Origin of the sequence: Mesorhizobium sp. Cs1321R2N1, assembly GCF_037179725.1 — a bacterium.
Classification (GTDB): Bacteria; Pseudomonadota; Alphaproteobacteria; order Rhizobiales; family Rhizobiaceae; genus Mesorhizobium; species Mesorhizobium salmacidum.
In genome coordinates, this window is the sequence record NZ_JAPYKP010000019.1 from 1 (window position 1) to 26,414 (window position 26,414).

Below are 26,414 nucleotides of genomic sequence, written 5' to 3' on the forward strand. Positions count from 1 at the left end.
TCCATGCGATTTCCGCCTTCTTGCCGGAGTGGCGCTCGACGGATTCGGCCGGCGGCACATCGCTGTGGCTGGAAGGGCCACGCGGCACCGATTCGCGCGGTTTGGCCGAGGCCGCGGCCTCGCGCAGCGTCATTATCGAGCCGGGCGACCGGTTCTTCGATCGCACCGAAAAGCCTTCGCGTTTCATGCGGTTGGGCATTTCCTCGATCGCGCTGCAGCACATCGAGCCCGGCATCCGGGAACTGGCCACCGCCGCCGGCCGCAGGCCCGCAGCCGCCTGATTCCACTGACCGGAGCCGCGCAATAGCGGCTTCGGCTCCTCTAGCTCTGGCATATGCAACCGGACCGGCTGGCTCATAGGCTGTGCCAATGCCGGCGGCATAGTCGTGGCACAAAGGGGAAGAAGCAGCCGATGGTGGACCAACCGCCGCGCTGTTTCTCGTGAAAAGTGGAGTGCTTCGATGTCTGTGGTTCTTGAAAAGCAGGAAGCGGCAGCGGATCAACGCTCGCGCCGCTCCGGCGGACGCGAAGCGCGCCGCGCGATGCGGGCAGCGCCACTCGCCGACGACATCAAACCGGTGCGCGCCGGGCTCGAGGGTGGCAGTTACGGACCACTCAAGGGCAATGATCGCGAGCGCATCCACGAAGCGGTGCTGACGCTTCTGGAAACAGTCGGCTTCGCCAACGCCATCCCCTCCTGCATCGAGGCGCTGACCCAGGCCGGCGCCACCTACGGCGACGATGGCCGCATCCGGTTCCCGCGCTCGCTGGTGATCGAGACGATCAAGAAGGCGGCACGGAATTTCACCTTGCACGGCCAGGATCCCAAACACGACATGGTGATCCAGGGCAAGCGCGTGCACTACGGAACGGCCGGCGCCGCGGTTCATCTGGTGGATGTCGAGAAGCGCGAATACCGCGAGTCGCTGCTGCAGGACATCTATGACGCCGCCCGCATCGTCGAAGGGCTCGACAACATCCATTTCTTCCAGCGGCCGATGGTGCCGCGCGACATTCCCGATCCGCTCGAAATGGATTTCAACACGCTCTACGCCTGCGTGATGGGCACGTCCAAGCATGTCGGCACCTCGTTTACGGTGCGCGAGAACGTGCAGCCGGCACTCGAAATGCTCTATGCCATTGCCGGCGGCGAAGAGAATTTCCGCGCCCGGCCGTTCGTGTCGAACTCGAACTGCTTCGTCGTGCCGCCGATGAAATTCGCCGAGGACGCCTGCGGCGTGCTCGAGGCCTGCGTCGAGGGCGGCATTCCAATCCTTCTGCTGTCGGCGGGACAGGCCGGAGCCACGGCACCCGCGGCGATTGCCGGCGCCGTGGTACAGGCGGTGGCCGAAGTGCTGGCTGGCCTGGTCTATGTCAACGCCATCAAACCAGGACATCCGGCGATCTTCGGCACCTGGCCGTTCGTGTCGGATCTGCGCACAGGCGCCATGTCGGGCGGCTCCGCCGAGCAGGCCGTGCTGACCGCGGCCTGCGCCCAGATGGCGCAATTCTACGATTTGCCGGGCGGTTCAGCCGCCGGCATGACGGATTCGAAACTGCCCGACATCCAGTCCGGCTACGAAAAGGGCATCACCGACGTGATGGCGGGCCTTGCCGGGCTCAACCTGGTCTACGAATCGGCCGGCATGCACGCCTCGCTGCTCGGCTTCTGCCTGGAAAGCCTGATCATCGACAACGACATGCTTGGCCATTGCCTGCGCTGCGTGCGCGGCATCGAGGTGACCGACGAAGCGTTGTCGATCGACACCATCGCCGATGTTTGCCTGAAAGGCCCGGGGCACTATCTCGGCAACGAGCAGACGCTGCGACTGATGCAGACCGAGTATTTCTATCCTGCCGTCGGCGATCGCTTTTCGCCGAAGGAGTGGAACGAGAAGGGTCGGCCTGACATCCTGCAGCGCGCGGTCATCGAGAAGAAGCGCGTCCTTGCCGAGCGCTTTCCGCGCCATGTGCCGAAGCTGCTCGACGACAAATTACGCGCCCGCTTCGGCGACATGATCAAGCTGCCGCGCGGCGGCATGGGCGGCTGAGCGCAGCTATTCGGCTGCGAGCCCATAGCGCTCGACGACCTCGGCGTTGATCAGCTTGGCGTGCAGCGCCATCAGCACGATCCGCGCATCGAAGCTGTCGCCGGTTTCAAGAGCCGCCTCGATCCGGCGCTCCGCGTCAAGCCGCTGCAGCGGACCTTGCGCACGTTCGAAGGTTTCCGGTCCAGCGATGCAATAGCCGAACAGGTTCGCCACCTGTGGATAGGCTTGGGGCGGCGGCTCCTCGGGCCAGTGATCCTTCATCAGATTGACGATGGTGAGTTTCACCCCTTCCGGCACAAGGGCGGGATGCAGGTCGGCGCCCCGCAAGGCGGCGTCGAGTTGCCGCAAATCACCCGAGCGGCCGAACAGACCGAGAAAGCCGAGGGAAGAGCGTCGTCCCGCCATTGATGGTCCAATCCGTTTTCCACCAGTTAGGTGGTTCGGAAGCGGAATACAAACGAACCGGAAATCTAGCCGCCCGCCGCCAACAGCAACACGCCGGCAAGAGCGCACCCCGCAAGCGTCGGCAGCACACCGCTTTTCAGCCTCAGGACGGCGACCATGGCGGCCAGGGAAAGCAGCGCGGCCCGCCAGTCGATCGACGAAAGCACCGGCACATTCATGCCAAGGTCCGTCATGCGCACCTCGCGGAATACGACGTGCAAGGCGAACCACAGAGCAAGATTCATAACGACACCGACAACAGCGGCGGTGATCGCGCCCAGCGCGGACGACAACGCCTTGTTGCCGCGCAGAGCCTCGATATAGGGCGCGCCGAGGAATATCCAGAAGAAGCAGGGCGTGAACGTGACCCACAAGGTCAGCAGTGCTCCAAGCGATCCGCCAAGCAACGGGTTCAGCGAGCCGGCGTGGCGAAACGCGGCGATGAAGCCGACAAATTGGAGAACCAGAATGAGTGGGCCTGGCGTGGTTTCGGCAAGGCCGAGGCCATCGACCATTTCACCGGGGGTGAGCCAGCCGAAAGACTGCACGGCCGCCTGCGCGACATAGGCAAGGACCGCGTAGGCGCCGCCGAAGGTGACGACCGCCATGACGCTGAAGAACCCGCCGATCTGCGCCCACACGCTGCTCGTCCCGGTGAGCGCCCAGAGCAACAGAACCGGCCCGAGCCAGATCGGCAGCCAGATCGCGACGGTGCGCGGCGCATGCCATCGTGTCGGCCTGGTGTGGGCCAGTTCGCCGCGTTCGAACATCAGGTCGACCGCGCCCCTGATATCGGGGGCGTCGTTCTTGCCGTGCGCGGCGCCGGAAAACAGGGCTGGCGCGACGCGGTTTCCGGCCCATCCCACCAATCCCGCAATCAGGACGATGAGCGGGAACGGGATGCTGAGCACATAGATGCCGAGAAAAGCGCAAACCGCGATCGCCACCATCACCCGGTTCTTCAAGGCGCGGCGGCCGATGCGGATCACCGCCTCCACGACAACGGCGAGCACTGCCGCCTTGACACCGAAGAACAGCGCCGCGACGAGCGGCACATCGCCATAGAGCGCATAGAAGATGCTCAAGGTGAGCATGACCAGTGCGCCAGGCACCACGAACAGGACACCGGCGACAAGGCCGCCGATCGTCCTGTGCAGCAGCCAGCCTATATAGATGGCGAGCTGCTGGGCCTCGGGACCGGGCAGCAGCATGCAGTAATTCAAGGCATGCAGGAAACGCTGTTCGCCGATCCACCGCCTCTCCTCGACCAGTTCCTTGTGCATGAGCGCAATCTGCCCCGCCGGCCCGCCGAAGCTCAGCAATCCGATCTTCGCCCAGAGTTTCGTAGCCTCGCGGAAGCTCGGAACCGTCGATGTCTCGACGATATCGGGATCTTTCCCCGAAATGAGGCTACTCATGACGGCTTCACCCCACTCGGCCAGTTGTGCGTCTCGTCGGTGGCGTCGCGACACCACCGGAAAAACGCGTCATAGAGCATCATCCCGGCCTCCAGCTGCTCCAGATCGTCGCGGAACATGCGGGACAGGCCGAGCGAGGCGGCGAGAAATCCGGCGGCCTGGGGAGCCAGGTCAAGCCGTGCGGTGTCGGCCGCGCGCACGATCGTGGCAAGGCGATCGAGCGCCTGGGATCCCAACCCGAACTCCTCGATCATCGTGTCGAAGGTGCAGCGCTCGCCGCGATGGCTCCAGAATACATTGTCGATGTCGAAGGGCACGGCCTGGAAGCGGTCGGCGACGGCAGGCACTTCGGCCGCCTCGACAAAGAGAAAGACCGCGTGCGGATCGATGAAACGCCGGATCAGCCAGGGGCAGGCGATGCGATCGATCTTGGGGCGAGCCCGCGTCACCCAGACGGTGCGGCCTTTTTCATCGGAGGACGGTATCTTGTCGGCGCGAACCAGAAGGCCGTCGGCATCGCGCCAGGCCTCGAAACCGCCTTCGAGGGATTCGGCGGCAACGCCTTGGTGTCGCAGCCAGGCGGCCACGCCTTGAGAGAGCTTTTGCCCTTTCTGGCAGACGACGGCCACTTGGCTGCCGGCAAGGTCGTTTGCCCAGGCCGAGACGGTTTTGAAGTTGCGCCGGTGCGAGGCCGGCAGCAGGCGCGGATCGGCGTCGTAATCGTCATCGATGCGGACATCGACGATCACAGGTGCGCCGGGCAGACCAATCAGACGGGATAGTTGCTGTACGGTGATAGCGGTTGTTGACGGCATGGCGTCCACCTCCTGAACAGAGAAGCCTGGACGCGAACATTGGGCTGACGCCTCACGGGGTCGTCGCGATGCACCCCTTGGCATGATGGTGGAATTGTTGGGCAGCCTTGTCAAGGACGGATCGTTCCAGGCCCTATGGCCGTGGGAATGGCGGCCTGATCGATTAGGCCGCCGGTCGTCGTCAATCCATCATCCGTGACCAGCCAGGAATAATCGATGACTATTCCAAGGAATAATCGATGATTATTCCGTGGAATAATCGATGATTATTCCGTGGAATAATCGATGATTATTCCGGGAATAATCAGTGATTGTCGCGAGGCACGCCCATAGTGTGCGCGACATCCTGGTATTTCACCGCCGGCTTCAGCACCATGCCGGCCGAGAACTGGTCGACCATACCGCGCTGGATTTCCTGCCATGGCGTCTGGTGCTGGGGATAATGATAGCCGCCATCTTTCTGCAGCTCGGCGCGCCGCCGCGTGATCTCGTCGTCGCTGACGAGGATGTTCGCGGTGCCTTTGCGCAGGTCGATGCGGACGCGGTCGCCGGTCTTGAGCAACGCCAAACCGCCACCGACGGCGGCTTCCGGCGAGGCATTCAGGATCGACGGCGAGCCCGACGTGCCGGACTGGCGGCCGTCGCCGATGCAGGCCAGCGCGTGGATACCCTTCTTGATGAGGTAGGCCGGCGGCTGCATGTTGACGACCTCGGCGCCGCCGGGATAGCCGACGGGGCCGGCGCCGCGCATGAACAAGATGGTGTGCTCGTCGATGCCTTGCGCCGGGTCGTCGATGCGGGCGTGGTAATCCTCGGGGCCGTCGAAGACCATGGCGTTGCCTTCGAAGGCTTCCGGGTCGTTCGGGTTCGACAGATAGCGCTCGCGGAATTCCGGCGAGATGCCGCTCATCTTCATGATCGCCGAATCGAACAGATTGCCCTTGAAGTTGATGAAGCCGGCATTGGCCTTCAGCGGCTCGGCCACGGTACGGATGACGTCGGTGTTCTCGTTGGCGACGCCCTCGCAGTTGGCGCCGATCGACTTGCCGTTGACGGTCAAGGCATCGGGATGCGGCAGCATTCCGGCCTTCATCAGTTCGGCCACCACGGCAGGCACGCCACCGGCGTGGTGATAGTCTTCGCCGAGATATTCGCCCGACGGCTGCAGGTTGACGATGAGCGGCACTTTGAGGCCGACCTTCTGCCAGTCGTCATTGTCGAGCGGTAGGCCGAGATGGCGGGCGATGGCGTTGAGGTGGATCGGCGCGTTGGTGGAACCGCCGATCGCCGAATTGACGACGATGGCGTTTTCGAAGGCCGCGCGGGTCATGATGTCGGAGGGTTTCAGGTCCTCGTGCACCATGTCGACGATGCGCTTTCCCGTCTCATAGGCGATCTGGCCGCGCTCGCGGTACGGCGCCGGGATGGCGGCCGAACCGGGCAGCTGCATGCCGAGCGCCTCGGCCAGCGAATTCATCGTCGTGGCGGTGCCCATCGTGTTGCAGTAGCCCGTGGACGGCGCCGAGGAGGCGACAATGTCCATGAACTCGTCATAGTCGATCTCGCCGGCCGACAGGCGCTGACGCGATTCCCAGACGATGGTGCCCGAGCCCGTGCGCTTGCCCTTATGCCAGCCATTGAGCATCGGGCCGACCGACAGCGCGATGGCCGGGATGTTGACGGTCGCCGCCGCCATCAGCAAGGCAGGCGTGGTCTTGTCGCAGCCGATGGTCAGCACGACGCCGTCGAGCGGATAGCCGTAGAGCACTTCGACAAGGCTGAGATAGGCAAGGTTGCGGTCAAGGGCCGCGGTCGGCCGCTTCCCGGTCTCCTGGATCGGGTGACAGGGGAATTCGAAAGGAATGCCGCCCATCGAGACGATGCCTTCGCGCACGCGCTTGGCGAGTTCGATGTGGTGCCGGTTGCAAGGCGAGAGATCAGAGCCGGTCTGGGCGATGCCGATCAGCGGTTTGCCCGACGTCAGCTCGGCGCGTGTCAGCCCGTAATTCAGGTAGCGCTCGAGATAGAGCGCCGTCATTCCCGGATTGTCGGGATTGTCGAACCACTCCTGCGAGCGGAACTTTTTCTTTTTCGTGGGGGCGCCGGCCATCATGGTCTCCGTATTTGTATGACAAATCGATATGACAACGCGCGGATGCAGGCAAGGGGCACGCGTGATCTGAATCCGGACTTTGGTGCGATAGACAGCTATCGAACCGCGCGCTACGACCAATCCGACATCGGCGATGGGGGAGGTTTAAATGGCTTTGGTGATCGAGGGCGAGGAACGTATCGCCGCACCCGTAAAGAAAGTGTGGGAAGCGCTGAACGATCCGGCCGTGCTGAAGGACGCCATTCCGGGCTGTCAGAGCCTGGAAATGAAATCGGCGACCGAGATGGCGGCAACGGTGGTGCTGAAGATCGGTCCGATCAAGGCGACCTTCAACGGCGAAGTGACGCTCAGGAATCTCAAGCCGCCGCATGCCTACACCATCCAGGGCGAAGGCAAGGGTGGCATTGCCGGCTTCGCCAAGGGCGGTGCCGACGTCACCCTCACCGCCGACGGGCCGGACGCGACGGTCCTCAAATACGCGGCCAAGGCAGAAGTCGGCGGCAAGATCGCGCAGCTCGGCAGCCGGCTGATCGAATCGACCTCGAAGAAACTGGCCGGACAATTCTTTTCGGCATTCGGCGAAAAAGTGGGCGGCTGATCGCTCCTCTTGGGGGGTCACTCAAACACGATGTTCGGCACAGCCGCTTCGGCCGCGCCGCGTTCCTCATTGACCCTGTCCCAGACCTTGGAAGCGATATCGCGGTAGATTTTCGCCTCGGCGCCGTCGGGCTTCGAGACGACCACCGGCGTGCCGGCGTCCGAGCTTTCGCGAATGCCCATTTCCAGCGGCACCTCGCCGAGGAAAGTGACACCCAGCCTCTCGGCCTCGCGGCGCGCGCCGCCATGGCCGAAAATATCGTAGCGCTTGCCGGTGTCAGGGGCGAGGAAGTAGCTCATGTTCTCGACAATGCCGAGCAGCGGCACATCGACTTTTTTGAACATATTGAGACCTTTGCGGGCGTCGATCAGCGCCAGGTCCTGCGGCGTCGAGACGATGACCGCGCCGGCCAGCGGCACCTGCTGGGCCATGGTGAGCTGGGCATCGCCGGTGCCGGGCGGCATGTCGACGACGAGCACGTCGAGCCGCCCCCATTCGACCTCACGCAGCATCTGCGTCAGCGCCGACATCACCATCGGCCCGCGCCAGATCATCGGCGTCTCCTCGTCGACGAGGAAACCCATCGACATCACCTTGAGGCCGTAATTCTCCATGGGTTTCAGGATCTTGCCGTCGACCGTCTGCGGCCGGCCATGGATGTTGAGCAGCCTGGGCATCGACGGGCCATAGATGTCGGCGTCGAGCACGCCGACCCGCAAGCCGTTGGCGACAAGGCCGAGCGCCAGATTGACGGCCGTGGTCGACTTGCCGACGCCGCCCTTGCCCGAAGCAACCGCGATGATCGCCTCGATGCCGGGGACGCCGCGCTTGCCATGGCTCTGAGAAGCAGGAGCATGCGGAGCCGCCCGCGGTGCGGCGGCGGGCGAAGCCGGCCTGGGTGCGGGACGCGATGGAACCGGCGCCTCCATGCCGCCGCCTTTCTTTTCAGCCGTCAGCGCGACGACCGCACTGGCGACGCCGGGAATGGCCTTCACCACCCGCTCGGCGGCGGCGCGCAACGGCTCCATCTCCTGGGCCCGCGCGGCGGGAACGGTGATCGAGAAGAACACCTTCGAATCGGCGATGAAAATCTCCGAAACCATGCCGAGATCGACGATGTTGCCGGTGAAGTCCGGCCCGTTGACGGTCTTCAGGCGCTCGACGACGATTTCCTTGGTGACGGCCATAACAATTCTTCCTCGGCTTAAGGTGCTGCTCACATAGTGCAGATCGGCGGCTGGTCCAAGCGCCACGCCGCGACATCACCGGGCCAGGCTGAGCGCCAGGTAGGTGAGAGCGGAAATCGCCGCCGTCGCCGGCAAGGTGACGACCCAGGCGACGACGATGTTGCCGGCGATGCCCCAGCGGACTGCGGAAACCCGGCGGGCAGCGCCGACACCGATGATGGCACCGGTGATGGTGTGCGTGGTCGAAACCGGGATGCCGAGCCAAGTGGCGGCGAACAGGGTGATCGCGCCGCCGGTCTCGGCGCAGAAGCCCTGCATCGGATTGAGACGCGTGATCTTCGAGCCCATTGTGTGGACGATGCGCCAGCCGCCCAAAAGCGTGCCCAGCGCCAGCGCCGACTGGCAGGTGAGGACAACCCACAATGGCACATAGAACGAGGTGCCGAGCATGCCTTGCGAATAGAGCAGCACGGCGATGATGCCCATGGTTTTCTGGGCGTCGTTGCCGCCATGGCCGAGCGAATAGAGCGAGGCCGAAAAGAACTGCAGGACGCGAAATGTGCTGTCGACGGCGAATGGCGTCTGGCGCACGAACAGCCATGAAACCACCAGGACCAGGAGAAGCGCCAGGACGAAACCGGTTGCCGGCGACAGCACGATCGCGGCGACGGTCTTGCCGAGGCCCGACCAGACGATGGCGCCGAAGCCCGCCTTCGCGACCCCCGCCCCGACCAGCCCGCCGATCAGCGCGTGCGAGCTGCTCGACGGAATACCGGCGATCCAGGTTACGATGTTCCAGACAATGGCGCCGACCAGCGCCGAGAAGATCACCGCCGGGGTGACGACGCCGACGTCGACGATGCCCTTGCCGACGGTCTCGGCGACATGAAGGCCGAAGAACAGGAAGGCGATGAAATTGAAGAAGGCTGCCCACAGCACCGCATAATGAGGCCGCAGCACCCGCGTGGAGACGATGGTGGCGATGGAGTTGGCGGCGTCGTGCAGGCCATTGAGAAAATCGAAGAACAGCGCCACGGCAACGAGGCCGGCGAGCAGGGGAAAGGCGATGGTCGCTTCCATCGCCTAGACGTTCTCGATGACGATGCCGCTGATCTCGTTGGCGACGTCCTCGAAACGGTCGACCACCTTCTCGAGCTGGCCATAGATCTCCGAGCCGATCAAATAGGCCATCGCGTCACCGCCATTGTGGCGCTTGAACAGGTCCTTCAAACCCTGCTCATGCAGGTCGTCGGCCCGGCCCTCGGCACGCATGACCTCCTCGGCGAGTTCATTTAGGCGTGCGCTGTTGGCGCCGACCTTGGCGAGCAGCGGGATCGCCTCCGCGACCAGCTTGGCAGCGTCGACGATGACGCCACCCATTTCCTGCATCAGCGGATCGAATTCGTGCTTTTCGAACAGCCGCACCGTCTTGACGGTCTTGTGCATCGTGTCGATGGCATCATCCATCGACTGGATCAGATCCTTGATGTCGCCGCGGTCGAAAGGCGTGATGAAAGACCGCCGCACCGCAAGCAGCACCTGCGCGGTTATGTCGTCCGCCTCGTTCTCGAGATCGATGATCTCCCGGCACTTGCGTTCGATATCCTTGCCCTGGAGAAGCAGCTGGAGTGCCTCGGCGCCGGCGACCACGGTACGGGAATGCTGTTCGAACAGGTCGAAGAAGCGATCTTCGCGCGGCAACAGCTTGCGGAACCAGCCCAGCATGTTCGTCCCTCCCTGCGCACCAGTTGCATCCACATAGCGCCGCACGCGCCCGCAGGAAACAGTAAGCCGGCTGAAAGATGTGGATCGGCGCCGTTTGAAGGCACAACTTGCAGCAACGCGCATGTCATTGACGCTCGTCAAGCGGCTGGCCGGCCCTACTTCAGCAATGGAACGTTCGACGCGGACAGGTTCACTGACGAGGGAACAATCAGGGAAGGAGACGATCATGCTTGAAAACAGCAACGCAACGGCCAATCTCGCGGTCAGGGACCTGGCCAAGGCAAAGGCTTTCTATGCGGGGACGCTCGGCCTGAAACAGGTGCACGATGAGGGCGGCGAACTGATCGTGTACAAAAGCGGCAACACCACCGTCAATGTCTATCGCTCCCAGTTCGCCGGAACCAATAAGGCGACAGCGGTGACGTGGACGGTCGGAGACGCGATCGGCACCGTCGTCGCCGCGCTGAAATCGAAGGGCGTCGTCTTTGAACCCTACGAGATGCCCGGTTTGACGCTGGAAGGCGATGTCCATGTCGGGCAGGGTATGAAGGTCGCTTGGTTCAAGGATCCGGATGGCAACATCCTGAATCTCGTCGACAGGTAGTTTTTTGCGATTGCGCAACGGCGGGGGCGGCACGATTGTTAGCTGTAGCAGCAACCATCTGGCGCGGTGCGGCTGCGCCGGTTAGCTTCACCTATGATCGACAAGCTGGAATTCTTCATCGCACTGGCCAAGGAGGAGCATTTCGGCCGGGCGGCTGAAGCGTGCGGGGTTACGCAGCCGACCCTGTCGGCCGGGATCAAACAGCTCGAGGGCCAGCTCGGCGTCATGCTGGTCAATCGCGGCTCGCGCTTTCAGGGGCTGACGCCGGAGGGCAAGCAGGTGTTGGTCTGGGCGCGCCGCATCGTCGGCGACTCCAGGACCATGCGCGAGGAGATGCGCGCCGCCCGCCACGGCCTTTCCGGCCGCATCCGCATTGCCGCCATCCCGACAGCGTTGGCCATGGTGGCCCGATTGACGACACCCTTTCGAGACAAGCACCCCGGTGTCACCTTTTCGGTGCTGTCGCGAACCTCGATCGAAGTGCTGTCGCTGCTCGGCAATTTCGATGTCGATGCCGGCATCACCTATCTTGACAACGAGCCGCTCGGGCGGGTGACCAGCGTGCCGCTTTATGACGAGCGCTACCAGTTGATCACCGCTATCGGCACTCCCTATTCGGACCGCGACAAAGTGACATGGGCGGAGATCAGCCATTTGCCGCTGTGCCTGTTGACGCCGGACATGCAGAACCGCCGCATCATCGACCAGCACCTGGCGGAAGCCGGCGTGCAGGTGCGGCCGACGCTGGAATCGAACTCGATGATCGTGCTGTTCTCGCACATCCGGACCGGCAAATGGTCGTCGATCATGCCGCTCAACCTTGCGGAAACGTTCGGTTTTTCCGAACCGATCCGCGCCATTCCGATCGTCGAGCCCGATGCCAGCCACACGGTCGGGCTGGTCGCCGCGCCGCGTGAGCCGCATACGCCGCTGGTGCAGGCGCTGCTGGACGAGGCCATGGCGCTGGCAGACGATTTCCGCGCCCACCGCTAGGTTAGAGAATTGAGGCGGAAGAGCTTGATAGAAAATTTCTATCGAGCAACGGATCAGCTTTATTGATGTCAGGGGTTTCCTCTGATTTTGTAAAGACTTAGCGATAAAGCCATCGACCAGGGAGGGCGCTGCGTGACGATGCAGCCAGCAAGTACCGAGATCGCATCCCGCACGGCGGCGATTGTCCAGGAGTTGAAGGATCTCGAAGGTCCGCTGCTGCCGATCCTCCACGGTATCCAGGAAGAATTCGGCCACGTCCCACAGGACGCCGTGCCGGTCATCGCCGATGGGCTGAACCTCTCCAGGGCCGAGGTGCACGGTGTCGTCACCTTCTATCATGATTTCCGTGCGCGACCGGCCGGCCGGCACGTGCTCAAGCTCTGCCAGGCGGAAGCCTGCCAGTCGATGGGTTCGGACGCGGTCGCCGCCAGGGTCAAGCAGTTGCTCGGCATCGATTTCCATGAGACCACGCGTGACGGATCGGTTACGCTTGAGCCGGTCTATTGTCTCGGCCTGTGCGCCTGTTCGCCGTCGGCGATGCTCGACGGCGAGGTGATCGGACGGCTCGATGACGACAAGATCGATGAGATCGTCGCCGAGGTGCGCTCATGACCCCCCGCATCTACATTCCCGGCGATTCCGGCGCGTTGGCGCTGGGCGCGGAAAAGGTCGCCAAAGCGATCGCAAATGAACTTGCCGAGCGCGGCATCGAGGCCAAGATCGTACGCAACGGGTCGCGCGGCGCCTATTTCCTCGAACCCATGGTCGAAGTGGCGACAGCCAATGGCCGTGTCGCCTACGGGCCGGTGAAGCCGTCGGACGTGAAGAGCCTGTTCGACAGCGGCTTCCTCAAGGGCGGGCATCACAAGCGCTGGCTCGGCGCGCCCGACAAGATCCCGTTCCTCGCCAAGCAGACACGGCTGACCTTCGCGCGCTGCGGCATCAACGACCCGCTATCGCTCGATGCCTACAAATCGCTCGGCGGATTGAAGGGCCTGCAGAATGCGGTGGCCATGGCGCCCACCGACATCGTCAAGCAGGTGACGGAGTCCGGCCTGCGTGGCCGTGGCGGCGCGGGCTTTCCGACCGGCATCAAATGGAAGACGGTGCTCGATACGACATCGGAGCGCAAATACATTGTCTGCAACGCCGATGAGGGCGACAGCGCCACCTTCGCCGACCGCATGATCATGGAAGGCGACCCCTTCGTGCTCATCGAAGGGATGGCAATCGCCGGCATCGCCACCGGCGCGACCAAGGGTTTTGTCTACATCCGCTCGGAATATCCGCACGCGGTTGCTGTCATGAACAAGGCCGTCGAGATCGCCCGCAAGGCCGGTGTGCTCGGCGTCAATGTGCTGGGTTCGCCCAACGCCTTCGACATGGAAATCCGCGTCGGTGCCGGTGCCTATGTCTGCGGCGAGGAAACCTCGTTGCTCAACAGCCTGGAAGGCAAGCGCGGGGTGGTGCGCGCCAAGCCGCCGCTGCCCGCGATACAAGGATTGTTCGGCAAGCCGACGGTGATCAACAACGTCATCTCGCTGGCTTCCGTTCCTGTTATCATGGACAAGGGTGCCGCCTTCTACAAGGATTTCGGCATGGGCCGCTCACGCGGCACGATCCCGATCCAGATCGCCGGCAACGTCAAGCAAGGCGGCCTGTTCGAAACCGCTTTCGGCCTGACGCTGGGCGAGATCGTCGATGAGATCGGCGGCGGCACGTCCACCGGGCGCCCGGTGAAGGCGGTGCAGGTCGGCGGCCCGCTCGGCGCCTATTTCCCGCGCGCCTTGTTCGACACGCCGTTCGACTACGAAGAATTCGCCAAGCGCGATGGACTGATCGGCCACGCCGGCATCACGGTTTTCGACGATACCGCCGACATGCTGAAGCAGGCACGCTTCGCCATGGAGTTCTGCGCCATCGAAAGCTGCGGCAAGTGCACGCCTTGCCGCATCGGCTCGACGCGGGGCGTGGAAACCATCGACAGGCTCGCCGCCGGCATCGAGCCGGAGAAGAACCTGGCTCTGGTCACGGACCTCTGCAACACGATGAAATTCGGTTCGCTCTGCGCGCTGGGCGGCTTCACGCCCTACCCGGTGATGAGCTCGATCACGCATTTCCCCGAGGATTTCAAGCCCGCGCCAGCGCGCGTGGCTGCTGAATAGGAGCTGGCAGATGAACATCAAGGCCGACTTCCCGACGCTCATCGAAGAACTCGATTACGGAACTCCGCAATCGAAGGCTGAGAAGCAGGTCACGCTGACCGTCGATGGCCGCAGCATCAGCGTGCCGGAAGGCACGTCGATCATGCGTGCGGCGATGGAAGGCGGAGTGGAAATCCCGAAACTCTGCGCCACCGACATGCTGGATTCCTTCGGCTCCTGCCGCGTCTGCCTCGTCGAGATCGAAGGGCGCGGCGGCACGCCGGCTTCCTGCACGACGCCTGTCGGCGAAGGCATGGTGGTGCGCACGCAGTCGGACAGGCTCGATGCCATCCGCCGCGGCGTCATGGAACTCTACGTCTCCGATCATCCGACCGGCTGGAACGAGAAGGCCGGAACCGGCGCCAGCGAGTTCGATGTGGTGGCGAAGTCCGTCGGCCTGACCGAAAATCGCTACGGCGTCGAGGGCCGCAACCACGTCAAGGAAGAAGGCGGCGTCGCGCCGGGCCATGGCTCGCTCGCGGTCGACTACATCGCGCGCGATGAGTCCAACCCCTATTTCACCTACGATCCGGCGCAGTGCATCGTCTGCTCGCGCTGCGTGCGCGCCTGCGAGGAGGTGCAAGGCACTTTTGCGCTGACCATCGAGGGCCGCGGCTTCGAATCGCGCATGGTCGCCGGCATGCACGAGGATTTCATCGCTTCCGAATGCGTGTCCTGCGGCGCCTGCGTGCAGGCCTGCCCGACCGATGCGCTGCGCGAGAAGACCGTGCTCGAAAAGGGCCTGCCGGAGCGCTCCGCCGTCACCACCTGCGCCTATTGCGGCGTCGGCTGCTCGTTCAAGGCCGAAGTGAAGGGCGACGAGGTCATCCGCATGATGCCCTACAAGGAGGGCATGGCCAACCACGGCCATTCCTGCGTGAAGGGCCGTTTCGCCTATGGCTACGCCACCCACAAGGACCGCATCCTGTCGCCGATGATCCGCGAAAAGGTCAGCGATCCCTGGCGCGAGGTGAGCTGGGAAGAGGCGATCGCCCACACGGCCAAGGAATTCCGCCGTATCCAGTACCAGTACGGCCGCACCGCGATCGGCGGCATCACCTCCTCGCGCTGCACAAATGAGGAGACCTATCTCGTCCAGAAGCTGGTGCGGCAGGGCTTCCGCAACAACAATGTCGACACCTGCGCACGCGTCTGCCATTCGCCGACCGGCTATGGGCTCGGCCAGACCTACGGCACCTCGGCCGGCACGCAGGATTTCGATTCCGTCGAATTCACCGACGTCGCCGTCATCATCGGCGCCAATCCCGCTTCGGCGCACCCGGTGTTCGCCTCGCGGCTGAAGAAGCGGCTGCGCCAGGGCGCCAAGCTGATCGTGCTCGATCCGCGCCGCACCGAGATGGTCAAGTCGGCCCATGTCGAAGCGGACTACCATTTGCCGCTGAAGCCCGGCACCAATGTCGCCGTGCTGACGTCCCTGGCACATGTCATCGTCACCGAAGGTCTTTTCGACGAAGCCTTTATCCGCGAGCGCTGCGACTGGGCGGAATTCCAGGATTGGGCGTCCTTCGTCGCACTGCCGGAAAACAGCCCCGAAACCGTGGGCGAGTTGTCCGGCGTCGATCCCGAGCTGATCCGCGGTGCCGCGCGCCTCTACGCCAAGGGCGGCAATGGTGCGATCTACTACGGCCTCGGCGTCACCGAGCACAGCCAGGGCTCGACCACGGTGATGGCGATCGCCAACCTCGCAATGGCCACCGGCAATATCGGCCGCCCGGGCGTCGGTGTGAACCCGCTGCGCGGCCAGAACAACGTGCAGGGCTCGTGCGACATGGGCTCGTTCCCGCATGAACTGCCGGGCTACCGGCACATTTCGGGCGACGCGGTGCGCGATATCTACGAAAGCCTGTGGGGTGTGAAGCTGGACGACGAACCCGGCCTGCGTATCCCCAACATGCTGGATGCCGCCGTCGACGGCTCGTTCAAGGGCATCTACATCCAGGGCGAGGACATCCTGCAGTCCGATCCCGACACCAAGCATGTCGCCGCCGGCCTTGCCGCGATGGAATGCGTGGTCGTGCACGACCTTTTCCTCAACGAGACGGCTAACTACGCGCATGTCTTCCTGCCCGGCTCGACCTTCCTCGAGAAGGACGGCACCTTCACCAATGCCGAGCGCCGCATCAACATGGTGCGCAAGGTGCTGGAACCGAAGGCGCGCTACGCCGATTGGGAGGCAACGCAGGAGCTTGCCCGCGCCATCGGGCTCGACTGGAACTATACGCATCCGTCAGAAATCATGGACGAGATCGCCAAGACGACGCCAAGCTTCGCCAACGTCTCCTTCGACCTGCTCGACCGCGTCGGTTCCGTGCAATGGCCCTGCAACGACAAGGCACCGCTCGGCACGCCGATCATGCATGTCGACGGCTTCGTGCGCGGCAAGGGCAAGTTCATCCGCACCGAATATGTGGCGACGGACGAAAGGACCGGGCCGCGCTTCCCGCTGCTGCTGACCACCGGCCGTATCCTCAGCCAATACAATGTCGGCGCGCAGACACGGCGTACCGAAAATGTCATGTGGCACTCCGAGGACCGGCTGGAAATCCATCCGCATGACGCCGAAAACCGCGGCCTGCGCGATGGCGACTGGGTGCGGCTGACCAGCCGTTCGGGCGAGACGACGCTGCGCGCGCTGATCACCGACCGGGTGTCGCCGGGCGTGGTCTACACCACCTTCCACCATCCCGACACGCAGGCCAACGTCATCACCACCGACTTCTCCGACTGGGCGACCAATTGTCCGGAATACAAGGTGACCGCGGTGCAGGTCGGCGCTTCCAACGGCCCGTCGGAATGGCAGCGCGACTATGACGAGCAGGCCAAGCAGAGCCGTCGCATCGCCCCGCTGCAGGCGGCGGAGTAGCTCTTGGCCGCGCGCCGCAGAGCGACGACGCAGATATCGCGGCTGGCGCACCGCGCCGGCGGCACGGCTGCGGCCGACCGCATGGTTCCGGAGGAGACGCCGGTGGCGTTCTCCTTTGCCGGCACCACGCACGCGGTGATGATGGCGAGCCCCGCCGATTTCGAGGATTTCGCGCTCGGCTTCTCGCTGACCGAAGGCATCATCGCGGCGCCTGACGAGATCGAAGCCATCGAAGTGGAAGATCATGGTGCCGGCATTGATATTCAGATCCGGCTGAAGGACCAGGCCAATACGCGCTTCGAGGCGCGGCGGCGGCGGCTTGCCGGACCGGTCGGCTGCGGGCTCTGCGGCATCGAATCCATCGAGGAAGCGATGCGCTCGGTCGATGCGGTCGGTGCGTCGAAACTTACGCTTGAGGCCGACGACATCATCCGCTCGGTCAAGTTGCTGTCGAAGGTGCAGCCGCTGCATACCGAGACGGGCGCCGTGCATGCCGCCGGCTTCTACGTGCCTGGCAAGGGCGTCGTCATGGCGCGCGAGGATGTCGGCCGCCACAATGCGCTCGACAAGCTGGCGGGGGCACTGGCCAAGGCCAATATCGATGGCGCATCGGGCGCGGTCGTGGTGACCAGCCGTGTTTCGGTCGAGATGGTGCAGAAGACGGCAGCGATCGGTTCGGCCTTCATCATCGCCGTTTCCGCTCCCACCGCCCTTGCCATCCGCATGGCGCAGGAAGCCGGCATGACGCTGGTGGCCTTGGTGCGCGGCGATGATTTCGATGTTTTTACGCACCCTGACCGGGTGATCTCCGGAGTTACCCAGCATGTCGCATGACGAAGAGCACATCATGAGCACACGGGAAAAGCTGGTGCGCATGGCCAACCAGATCGCCGCCTTTTTCCACTCCAGACCACGCGAGGAAGGTGTTGCCGGAGTCGCCGAACATATCAACAAGTTCTGGGAGCCGAGGATGCGGCGCCAGTTTTTCGAGATGCTGGACAGCGGCGGCGAAGGCTTCGACGAACTGGTTGTGGTCGCTTCGGCCAGGATCAAGCGGCCGATCACGCCGGTGGAGGCCGATCTCAAGCTTGGGCTCGAGGCTTTTCCGGGTGACGTCGCGGCACCGCAAGAATAGCTGCGGCGGCCGCACATTCACTTCCGCTAAAATATAAACTGCCGCAGCCGGCGCGGCTCTGCTATGGTTGGCGATCAGAAATCGTCAGGCCGGGCGGATACCCTCGTGAGGCCGATCGAGACCCGATACGCCCTTAGCGGCGAGGTGCGGATCGCCTATCAGGTGATCGGCCAGGGATCGTTCGATCTCGTCTTCGTGCCGGGCTTCATCTCCAATCTCGACCTGCACTGGGAAGACGAGGGCTATACCAGACTCCTGAGGCGGCTTTCGGCGTTCTCACGGCTGATCCTGTTCGACAAGCGCGGCACGGGTCTCTCCGACCGCGTCGACGTCCATCACCTGCCCAGCCTCGAGACCCGCATGGACGATGTGCGCGCGGTGATGGATGCGGCCGGCAGCGGCCGTGCCGCCCTGCTTGGCGCTTCCGAAGGCGCGCCGATGGCGATGCTGTTCGCCGCCACCTATCCGGAGCGCGCGCGGGCGCTGGCGCTCTATGGCGGCTATGCCCATTTCCACAAATGGGTGATGCCGCCGGAGCGTCTGGAAGCCTTCATCGCGACGGCCGAGACGGCCTGGGGGACAGGCGCCACCTTGCCCAATTTCGCGCCGGGCAGGGTCGATGACGCCCGATTTTCAACCTGGTGGGCACGGTTCGAACGGCTCTCGGCCAGCCCGACGGCAGCGGCGGCGCTGGCGCGCATGAACGCGGAGATCGATGTACGCGGTATCCTGGCGGCGATCGACGCGCCGACACTGCTGATCCATCGCCGCAACGACGTGCGGGTCGATCCCGACGCCAGCCGCTTTCTGGCCAGGAATATCCCCAACGCGCGGCTGGTCGAAATCCCTGGGCGCGACCATCCGATCTGGACCGGCGATGTCGACCGGGTGGCCGACCTGATCGAGGAATTCCTGACCGGCGAGCGCGCCGTGGCGGAAGCCGAACGCATTCTGGCGGCACTTCTGGTGACACGCATCTACGACACGGCACGGCTTGGCGACAGGATGTGGAGCGAGCGCAGCGAGCATTTCCACGAAACATGGCGGACACTTGTGGTGCGCCATGGCGGGCGCTGCGCGGATATGCATGGCGAAATGATGATTTCGCGCTTCGACGGCCCGGGACGGGCCTTACGCTGCGCGGCGGCGTTGCGCGACGCGGCGCAGCAAATCGGGGTGGCAAGCGCGCAAGGGACGCATGTCGGCGAGATCGAGTTGCGCGGCCTCCCTGCAGGATTGACGAGCCGCGTGACGATACAACTCGCCGCTCTCGCCGGGCGCGGCGAGATACTGGCATCGAGGCTGGTCGCCGATCTGGCGGTCGGCTCGGGACTTCATTTCGTCGATCGCGGGCGTATCGCGATCGACGAGCTGGACGAGCCGCTGGCGCTTGTGCTTGCGATGTCCGAACAACACCTGGAACCGGCCTGCCGGCCCAAGACCAGGGCAACCGAACCGGCCTGCCTGACAGCGCGCGAGAGCGAAGTCGTGAATTTGATCGCCGATGGCAAGAGCAATGCGGCGATCGCCGCGGAACTCAGGCTGAGCGAGCACACGGTCAAGCGCCACGTCGCCAACATACTGCTCAAGCTCGACCTGCCATCGCGAGCAGCGGCGGCGGCATTTTCCGCCAGGCAGACTGGCCCGGACGGGCCATGAGAGCCATGGCGCTTTCGGGCGAAGCGGGGACACCGATGTAGGCGCTATCAATTCCCCATGCAGGCCAAGGCGGATATCGCCGGGAAAGGCGCTGCGAGCGGAGGAGGAAATGCCCAAGTCAAAACTGAATGTCAGGTCACTTGTAATCGCGGCGGGCGTTGGCGCGCTGTTCACGATCACTCCGGCGAAGGCCGAGGATGCGTCGGCGACGGCGGCCTACAAGGACATCGAGGCGACGCTCGGCTCCGTGCCAGATATGTTCAAGACACTGCCTGACGTCGCCATCGCCGGCGCCTGGGCCGAGATCAAGGGCGTCCAGCTCAACCCCAAGACCGCGCTTGACGGCAAGACCAAGGAGTTGATGGGGCTCGCGGTCGCGTCGCAGATCCCGTGCCAGTATTGCATCTATTTCCACACCGAGGCCGCCAAGCTCAACGGCGCGAGCGACGAGGAGATCAAGGAGACGATCGCGATGGCGGCAATCGTTCGCCATTGGTCGACGATCCTCAACGGCAGCCAGGTCGATCTCGCGACCTTCAAGAAACAGACCGACGGCGTATTCGCTGCCGTAAAGGCGAAGTCGCAGTGAAGACCTCGCCCCGGCGATGAGTGCCGGGCGACACCACAAAGCATCAACCGCCCGATCGTGAAGACGGGCATATGGAGGATAAAATGCTGACCAAGACCCAAACAGTGGACGGCGCGGCGATCAAGAAGGCGATCGAAGGGCGTGATGGAAAGATGCTGTCGAGCTTCTATGCCGACGATGCGCTGGTGCGGGTGATCGACCGCAACAACCCGCCGAGCAAGCCACGCGAAATCCGCGGGCGCGCGGCGATCACGACGTTCTGGGACGATATCTGCAGCCGGGCGATGACCCACAAGGTCGACACCACCATCGCCAACGGCGACAGCCTCGCCTTCACCCAGGCCTGCGCCTATCCGGACGGCACGAAAGTGTTCGCCGCGGCAATGCTGGAGCTGAAGAACGGGCAGATCGCACGACAGACCGTCGTGCAGGCCTGGGACGAGTAGATCAACCGCGGGCTCAACCGCAAGTGATGGAGGAGAACCGACATGTTCAGCGCCAGATGGCAGATCGACGCAAGGTTCGGGCACAAGCAGACCGTGCTTGAGCTGATGCGGAAATGGGAACGCGAGATCGGCTCGCAGGTCGGCCTCGCCGACCTCAAATTCCAGATCATGACCGGATCGATCGGCGCGCGCGAGGCGACGGTCGAGTCGCATCACCAGGTCGAAAGCCTGGCCAAGCTGGAGGAATTCTTCGCCAAGATCGGCAAGATCGACGCGCACGCCAAATGGGGCAAGGAGATGGAGCCCTATGTCGTGTCGGGCACCAGCCTGTGGCAGATTTTCCGTATCGTCGAATAGTTGATGCCGGATAGCCGCGGCCCGGGACCTGGGAGGGGCGGCGAGCACGATGGAAGGGTGGCTGCGAGATGGCGGCCACCTTCATCATGCGCCACGCGATAAAGGCAAAGCCACGAGGCTGGCTCCTGCTCTCCTATACGGCCAGTCTCAGCGGCGGCTTCCGGCTGCCCGCCATGGCTCTCCTGGGCCATTCCGCATTGGCCCTTTCGGGCGAAGCAGCGGGGACCGGATCGGTGCAATGTACTCGTCTCTGCACCATCCAACGCATCCGCCCCGAGGGGGGCGACACAACGAAGCAACAAGATGCGTCGCGCCGACGCCGCATAGCGCTGGCGCAATCAAAGGGAGAAAACCGATGACCGACGAAACCCATGCAAAACTGCGTGAAAGCCTGCGCGGGGAGCTGATCCTGCGTGACGATGCCGGATATGACGAAGCACGCAAGATCTACAACGGCATGATCGAAAAGCACCCGCTGCTGATTGCACGCTGCGCCGATGTCGCCGACGTGATCACCGCCGTGCGATACGCGCGCGACAACGACCTCCTGATCGCCGTGCGCGGCGGAGGGCACAACGGTGCCGGATTGGGAATTTGCGACAACGGCCTCGTCATCGACCTGTCGACGATGAAAGGGGTCCATGTCGACCCGAACACGCGCACTGTGAGGGTCGCGCCCGGCTGCACGTCGGGTGACGTGGACCACGCCACCCATCCTTTCGGGCTCGCTGTTCCGTTCGGCATCGTCTCGACCACGGGCGTTGCCGGCCTTACTCTCGGCGGAGGGACGGGCTATCTGACGCGCAGATACGGTCTCACCATCGACAATCTTGTCGAGGCCGATCTGGTGCTGGCCGATGGCAGCATTGTAAGGGCCAGCGAAAGCGAGAATCCCGACCTGTTCTGGGCGCTGCGGGGCGGCGGCGGCAATTTCGGCGTCGTGACCAGCTTCCTGTTCCAGGCCCATCCTGTGAACATGATCTTCGGCGGCCCGGTGTTCTGGGAGGCCAAGGACGCTCCGGCCGTCATGCGTGCCTATCGCGACTACCTGCCGGCAGCGCCGGAAGATCTCGGCGCCTTTGTCGGCCTGAAGTCGGTCCCCTCGACCGATCCCTTCCCGCGTGAGTATTGGGGCAAGCGCGCCTGCGCCATCATCTCCTGCTACAACGGCACGGAGAAAGACGGGCGCAAGGCGATGGCGCCGCTGCTGGACATCTTGCCGCCACCGATCTTCAACTGGATGGGCGTCATGCCGTACCCGGCGTTGCAGGCGCTGTTCGACCCGCTGCTTCCTAAAGGCCTGCAATGGTATTGGAAGGGCGATTTCGTCAAGTCTCTTTCCGACGAAGCCATCGCGACCCACATCGCGCAGGCTGCCCAGGCGCCCAGCGAATTGTCTCTCATGCATCTTTACCCGATCGACGGCGCCGTGCGCCGCGTCGGCAAGGACGAGACCGCCTGGAACGCACGCGACGCAAGCTGGTCAATGGTCATAGCCGCAATCGATCCCGATCCGGGCAAGGCCGCCGACCTCACCAAGTGGGCCAAGAATTACTGGGCGAGCATCCATCCCCACAATGGCGAAGGCGGCTATGTGAATTTCATGATGGACGACGAAGGGGAAGCGCGCTTGCGGGCAAGCTATGGTGCGAATTACGAGCGGCTGACCCAGGTGAAGCGGACCTATGACCCATCCAACTTCTTCCGGGTCAACTTGAACATCAAGCCCGCGCTATCAGGGACGCAAGGCAGGACGGCGGCTTAGCTGGCGGTTCCCGCTGCTTGTGCCGCTTAGACGGCCTTCTCGCAGTCAAACATAGGGCCGTATCGAGAGTATAATAACGCTGACGCCCTCCTTCAGACAAAGGGCGTCAGCGCCGCGATGCGATAGTCCCTTACCCGTGCGCCACCATGACATGGCGCACGGCGGTGTAGTCCTCCAGCGCGTAGAGCGACATGTCCTTGCCGTAGCCGGACTGTTTCAGCCCGCCATGCGGCATCTCGTTGGTCAGCATGAAGTGGGTGTTGATCCAGGTGCAGCCATATTGCAGGCGGGCGGCGGTCGCCATGGCGCGTGAGACGTCCCTGGTCCACACCGATGACGCCAGGCCGTAATCGCTGTCGTTGGCCCAGCTCACCGCCTCGTCGACTTCCGTGAAACGAGTGATCGACACGACTGGGCCGAACACTTCGCGGCGCACGATCTCGTCCTCCTGCAGCGCACCGGCGACGACGGTCGGCTGGTAGTAGAAGCCGGTGCCCTCGCCCGGCTTGCCGCCGGTGGTGATCTCGATGTGCTTCAGCTCCGAAGCACGCTCGACAAAGCTCGAGACGCGATCGCGCTGGCGGCGCGAGATCAATGGCCCGATTTCGTTCTCGGTGTCGTCGGGCTGGTTGTATTTGATGGTCGAGACGGCGGAGGACAGATCGGCGACCAGCTTGTCGTAGATCTTCTTGCCGGCATAGATGCGGCAGGCGGCGGTGCAATCCTGGCCGGCATTGTAGTAGCCGAAGGCGCGCAAGCCCTTGACGACGGCGCCGAGGTCGGCGTCGTCGAAGACGATGACCGGCGCCTTGCCACCAAGTTCGAGATGCGTGCGCTTGACCGATTTGGCGGCGGCCTGCAGCACCTTCTTGCCGGTGGCGACGTCACCGGTGATCGAGATCATATTGACCTTGGGATGGTTGATCAGCGTGTTGCCGACGCTGTCGCCCCGGCCAAGCACGACATTGACGACGCCCTCGGGCAGCACTTCGGCCAGAATCCTTGCCAGCTTCAGCGCCGTCAGCGGCGTCTGCTCCGACGGCTTGAAGACGACGGTGTTGCCGCCGGCGATCGCCGGCGCCAGCTTCCAGGCCATCATCATCAGCGGATAGTTCCATGGCGCGATCGAAGCGACGATGCCGATCGGATCGCGCCGCACCATCGAGGTGTGGCCGGGCAGGTATTCGCCCGCGACCACACCTGGCATGGAGCGGACCGCGCCGGCGAAGAAGCGGTAGCAGTCGACGATGGCCGGGATTTCGTCATTGAGCACGGCGTTGATCGGCTTGCCGCAGTTCAGCGCCTCGAGCGTGGCGAATTCCCTGGCCTCGGCCTCGATGCGGTTGGCGATCTTCAAGAGGTAGCCGGAGCGTTGCGCCGGCGTGGTGCGAGACCACAAGACGAACGCTTGTCCCGCTGCCGCCACGGCGGCCTCGATCTGTGCCTGGCTGGCTTCGGGCAGGTTGAGAATGGTCGCCCCGGTCTTCGGATTGAGGATCGGCTCCTCGGTCTCGGCGCCCTTCTCGAATTTGGAGCCGATCAGCATCTGGGTGTCCATTGGGTTCTCCTTGGGCAGAAGTGAGTAGTGAGTAGTGGATGAGTTTCCACCGTGGATTCGGCTATTCCCTGCTCACTACTCACCACTCACTTTTTTCATTTCCCGCTTCCGGCGATCTGGTCGCCGTCGCGGGTCAGGTAGTAGGCAAACAGGATCGGCAGCAGCGTCACCAGGACGACGACCATGGCCACGACGTTGGTGACCGGACGCTGGCGCGGACGGATCAGTTCCTCCAGCATCCAGATCGGCACCGTCTGCTGCTGGCCGGCGGTGAAGGTGGTGACGATGACCTCGTCGAAGGAAAGGGCAAAGGCCAGCATGCCGCCGGCGAGCAATGCGGTGGCGATATTGGGCAGCACGACATGACGAAAGGTCTGGAAGCCGTCGGCGCCGAGATCCATCGAGGCCTCGATCATCGAGCCCGAGGTGCGGCGGAAACGAGCGACGGCGTTGTTGTAGACCACGACCACGCAGAAAGTGGCGTGGCCAAGCACGATCGTCCAGAACGAGAAGGGGATGTCCGCCAGCGCGAAGGCCGAACGCAGCGCGATGCCGGTGATGATGCCGGGCAGTGCGATCGGCAGGATGACCAGCAGAGAGATGGTTTCGCGGCCGAAGAATTTCGTCCGCGAAACGGCGGCGGCGCACAGCGTGCCGAGCACCAGCGCGATCGTGGTCGAGATGGCGGCGACGCGGACCGACAGCGACAGCGCTTCCCAGACATCGGGCCGGTTCCAGGTGACGGCGAACCATTGCGTGGTCAGCCCGGGCGGCGGCCAGACGAAACTCTTCTCCTCGGTGGTGAAGGCGTAGACGAAGATCAGCAGGATCGGCAAATGCAGGAAGAGCAGGCCGCAGGCAGCGGCGGCCTTCAGGCCTAGCGGAGCGGATTGACCACGGTCAGAGCGCATCGAAGGCCCCCATGCGCTTGGCGCCCCAGAGATAGAAGCCCATGATGACGATGGGCACCACGGTGAAGGCGGCGGCCAGCGGAATGTTGCCGGCCGTGCCTTGCTGCGAATAGACGGCCTGGCCGATGAACAGGCGCGACGTCCCGATGATCTGCGGGATGATGTAATCGCCCAATGTCAGCGAGAAGGTGAAGATCGAGCCGGCGACGATGCCAGGCAGCGCCAGCGGAAACAGCACGTTGCGGAAGGTCTGGCCGGGCGAGGCGCCGAGATCGGACGACGCCTCGACCAGATTGCCGGGCACGCGCTCGAGGGCCGCCTGAACGGGCAGGATCATGAAAGGCAGCCAGACATAGACGAAGACGATGAAAGTGCCGGTGAACGATACCGACAGCGAATTGCCACCGACCACGGGCAGCGACAGCCAGGCGTCGAGCAGCCACAACAAGTGCAGCTTGGTGAGCAGCCAGGTCAAAATGCCTTCCTTGGCCAGGATCAGCTTCCAGGCATAGATCTTGACCAGATAGCTCGACCACAGCGGCAGCATGACGCCGAGATAAAACAGTGCCTTCCAGCGGCCGCGTGCATAGCGCGCCGCGTAGTAGGCAATGGGGAAGGCGACGATGGCCGAAGCCAGCGTAACCAGGGCCGCCATCGTCACCGTACGCAGGATGATGTCGAGATTGGCGGCCTGTAACAGGTCGCCATAGGTCTTCAGCGTGAACTGGCGGTTGATGAGGCCGGAGAACTCGTCGATGGAGAAAAAGCTCTGCGCCAAAAGCGCGAACAGCGAGCCGATATAGACGATGCCGAGCCACAAAACCGGCGGCAGCAGCATGAGGAGCAGCAGGACTTTTGGCCGGCGCCAGAAAAGGTCGGAGAGCGCACCGCGCAGACCGCCGCTGCCGGGCAGGATGGCGGGTACGGGATTGGCGTTGAGGGCGACGATGCTCACGGC

Annotated in this window: 24 protein-coding genes and 1 pseudogene; 15 read left to right on the forward strand and 10 right to left on the reverse strand. The window is 63.7% G+C overall.

The window, feature by feature from the left end; all coding sequences use genetic code 11:
• Together O7A61_RS07725 and O7A61_RS07730 are read left to right on the forward strand one after the other, a co-directional pair.
• Window positions 1-281 (forward strand): annotated as a pseudogene (locus O7A61_RS07725) (PLP-dependent aminotransferase family protein); the annotation flags it as partial.
• Between the two features lie 180 nt (window positions 282-461).
• Entirely contained in the window at window positions 462-2,051 is a 1,590-nt protein-coding gene (locus O7A61_RS07730; RefSeq protein WP_337129222.1) for a trimethylamine methyltransferase family protein, read from the forward strand.
• 6 nt (window positions 2,052-2,057) lie between these two features.
• Here the strand turns inward: O7A61_RS07730 and O7A61_RS07735 are convergent, their stop codons facing one another.
• From O7A61_RS07735 to O7A61_RS07750, 4 genes are all read right to left on the reverse strand, one after another.
• Window positions 2,058-2,456, reverse strand: coding sequence for a hypothetical protein (locus O7A61_RS07735; RefSeq protein ID WP_027142144.1), 399 nt, complete (start codon window positions 2,454-2,456; stop codon window positions 2,058-2,060).
• Between the two features lie 65 nt (window positions 2,457-2,521).
• Complete coding sequence (chrA, locus tag O7A61_RS07740) at window positions 2,522-3,913, reverse strand: chromate efflux transporter (protein WP_337129223.1); 1,392 nt, start codon at window positions 3,911-3,913, stop codon at window positions 2,522-2,524.
• Window positions 3,910-4,728, reverse strand: coding sequence for a sulfurtransferase/chromate resistance protein (locus tag O7A61_RS07745; protein ID WP_337129224.1), 819 nt, complete (start codon window positions 4,726-4,728; stop codon window positions 3,910-3,912). The genes chrA and O7A61_RS07745 overlap by 4 nt, the downstream gene beginning before the upstream one ends.
• 304 nt (window positions 4,729-5,032) lie before the next feature.
• Window positions 5,033-6,838, reverse strand: a complete 1,806-nt coding sequence (locus O7A61_RS07750; RefSeq protein WP_337129225.1) for an IlvD/Edd family dehydratase — start codon at window positions 6,836-6,838, stop codon at window positions 5,033-5,035.
• A 151-nt stretch (window positions 6,839-6,989) separates the two neighbouring features.
• Between O7A61_RS07750 and O7A61_RS07755 the strand changes: the two genes are divergently transcribed.
• Complete coding sequence (locus tag O7A61_RS07755; protein ID WP_337129226.1) at window positions 6,990-7,439, forward strand: SRPBCC family protein; 450 nt, start codon at window positions 6,990-6,992, stop codon at window positions 7,437-7,439.
• A 17-nt stretch (window positions 7,440-7,456) separates the two neighbouring features.
• On the opposite strand, the gene O7A61_RS07760 is transcribed toward O7A61_RS07755, so the two are convergent.
• The 3 genes from O7A61_RS07760 to O7A61_RS07770 form a co-directional block, all read right to left on the reverse strand.
• Window positions 7,457-8,626: an Mrp/NBP35 family ATP-binding protein gene (locus O7A61_RS07760; protein ID WP_337129227.1), complete on the reverse strand. Its 1,170-nt coding sequence runs from the start codon at window positions 8,624-8,626 to the stop codon at window positions 7,457-7,459.
• Window positions 8,627-8,701: 75 nt separating this feature from the next.
• The gene (locus tag O7A61_RS07765) at window positions 8,702-9,706 is read right to left on the reverse strand and encodes an inorganic phosphate transporter (protein WP_027142150.1); all 1,005 of its coding nucleotides are present in this window, start codon (window positions 9,704-9,706) and stop codon (window positions 8,702-8,704) included.
• A 3-nt stretch (window positions 9,707-9,709) separates the two neighbouring features.
• Window positions 9,710-10,351, reverse strand: coding sequence for a DUF47 domain-containing protein (locus tag O7A61_RS07770; RefSeq protein ID WP_337129228.1), 642 nt, complete (start codon window positions 10,349-10,351; stop codon window positions 9,710-9,712).
• Window positions 10,352-10,577: 226 nt separating this feature from the next.
• Between O7A61_RS07770 and O7A61_RS07775 the strand changes: the two genes are divergently transcribed.
• The 12 genes from O7A61_RS07775 (at window position 10,578) to O7A61_RS07830 (ending at window position 22,987) form a co-directional block, all read left to right on the forward strand.
• The gene (locus O7A61_RS07775; protein WP_337129229.1) at window positions 10,578-10,955 is read left to right on the forward strand and encodes a VOC family protein; all 378 of its coding nucleotides are present in this window, start codon (window positions 10,578-10,580) and stop codon (window positions 10,953-10,955) included.
• A 93-nt stretch (window positions 10,956-11,048) separates the two neighbouring features.
• The gene (locus O7A61_RS07780) at window positions 11,049-11,948 is read left to right on the forward strand and encodes a LysR family transcriptional regulator (protein WP_337106101.1); all 900 of its coding nucleotides are present in this window, start codon (window positions 11,049-11,051) and stop codon (window positions 11,946-11,948) included.
• Between the two features lie 132 nt (window positions 11,949-12,080).
• On the forward strand, window positions 12,081-12,560 hold the full coding sequence (locus O7A61_RS07785) for a formate dehydrogenase subunit gamma (RefSeq protein WP_337129230.1): 480 nt from the start codon (window positions 12,081-12,083) through the stop codon (window positions 12,558-12,560).
• Window positions 12,557-14,113, forward strand: a complete 1,557-nt coding sequence (locus tag O7A61_RS07790; RefSeq protein WP_337129231.1) for a formate dehydrogenase beta subunit — start codon at window positions 12,557-12,559, stop codon at window positions 14,111-14,113. Before O7A61_RS07785 ends, O7A61_RS07790 begins: the two co-directional genes overlap by 4 nt.
• Before the next feature lie 10 nt (window positions 14,114-14,123).
• Complete coding sequence (gene fdhF, locus O7A61_RS07795; protein WP_337129232.1) at window positions 14,124-17,036, forward strand: formate dehydrogenase subunit alpha; 2,913 nt, start codon at window positions 14,124-14,126, stop codon at window positions 17,034-17,036.
• Window positions 17,037-17,039: 3 nt separating this feature from the next.
• On the forward strand, window positions 17,040-17,870 hold the full coding sequence (fdhD, locus tag O7A61_RS07800; RefSeq protein ID WP_337129233.1) for a formate dehydrogenase accessory sulfurtransferase FdhD: 831 nt from the start codon (window positions 17,040-17,042) through the stop codon (window positions 17,868-17,870).
• Window positions 17,860-18,171 (forward strand): formate dehydrogenase subunit delta, encoded by a 312-nt coding sequence (locus O7A61_RS07805; protein ID WP_337129234.1) that lies wholly within the window; start codon window positions 17,860-17,862, stop codon window positions 18,169-18,171. The genes fdhD and O7A61_RS07805 overlap by 11 nt, the downstream gene beginning before the upstream one ends.
• Before the next feature lie 105 nt (window positions 18,172-18,276).
• Complete coding sequence (locus tag O7A61_RS07810) at window positions 18,277-19,830, forward strand: alpha/beta fold hydrolase (RefSeq protein WP_337129235.1); 1,554 nt, start codon at window positions 18,277-18,279, stop codon at window positions 19,828-19,830.
• A 109-nt stretch (window positions 19,831-19,939) separates the two neighbouring features.
• Window positions 19,940-20,419, forward strand: coding sequence for a carboxymuconolactone decarboxylase family protein (locus O7A61_RS07815; protein WP_337129236.1), 480 nt, complete (start codon window positions 19,940-19,942; stop codon window positions 20,417-20,419).
• A gap of 83 nt (window positions 20,420-20,502) precedes the next feature.
• A complete protein-coding gene (locus O7A61_RS07820) occupies window positions 20,503-20,865 on the forward strand; it encodes a nuclear transport factor 2 family protein (protein ID WP_135862229.1) in 363 nt (120 codons plus the stop codon).
• A gap of 42 nt (window positions 20,866-20,907) precedes the next feature.
• Window positions 20,908-21,222 (forward strand): hypothetical protein, encoded by a 315-nt coding sequence (locus tag O7A61_RS07825; protein WP_337129237.1) that lies wholly within the window; start codon window positions 20,908-20,910, stop codon window positions 21,220-21,222.
• Between the two features lie 355 nt (window positions 21,223-21,577).
• A complete protein-coding gene (locus O7A61_RS07830; RefSeq protein ID WP_337129238.1) occupies window positions 21,578-22,987 on the forward strand; it encodes an FAD-binding oxidoreductase in 1,410 nt (469 codons plus the stop codon).
• Between the two features lie 130 nt (window positions 22,988-23,117).
• Here the strand turns inward: O7A61_RS07830 and O7A61_RS07835 are convergent, their stop codons facing one another.
• The 3 genes from O7A61_RS07835 to O7A61_RS07845 form a co-directional block, all read right to left on the reverse strand.
• A complete protein-coding gene (locus O7A61_RS07835; protein WP_337129239.1) occupies window positions 23,118-24,545 on the reverse strand; it encodes a gamma-aminobutyraldehyde dehydrogenase in 1,428 nt (475 codons plus the stop codon).
• 95 nt (window positions 24,546-24,640) lie between these two features.
• Complete coding sequence (locus O7A61_RS07840; RefSeq protein WP_027142164.1) at window positions 24,641-25,456, reverse strand: ABC transporter permease; 816 nt, start codon at window positions 25,454-25,456, stop codon at window positions 24,641-24,643.
• Window positions 25,446-26,405: an ABC transporter permease gene (locus O7A61_RS07845; RefSeq protein WP_337129270.1), complete on the reverse strand. Its 960-nt coding sequence runs from the start codon at window positions 26,403-26,405 to the stop codon at window positions 25,446-25,448. Before O7A61_RS07845 ends, O7A61_RS07840 begins: the two co-directional genes overlap by 11 nt.
• Between the last annotated feature and the right edge of the window lie 9 nt (window positions 26,406-26,414).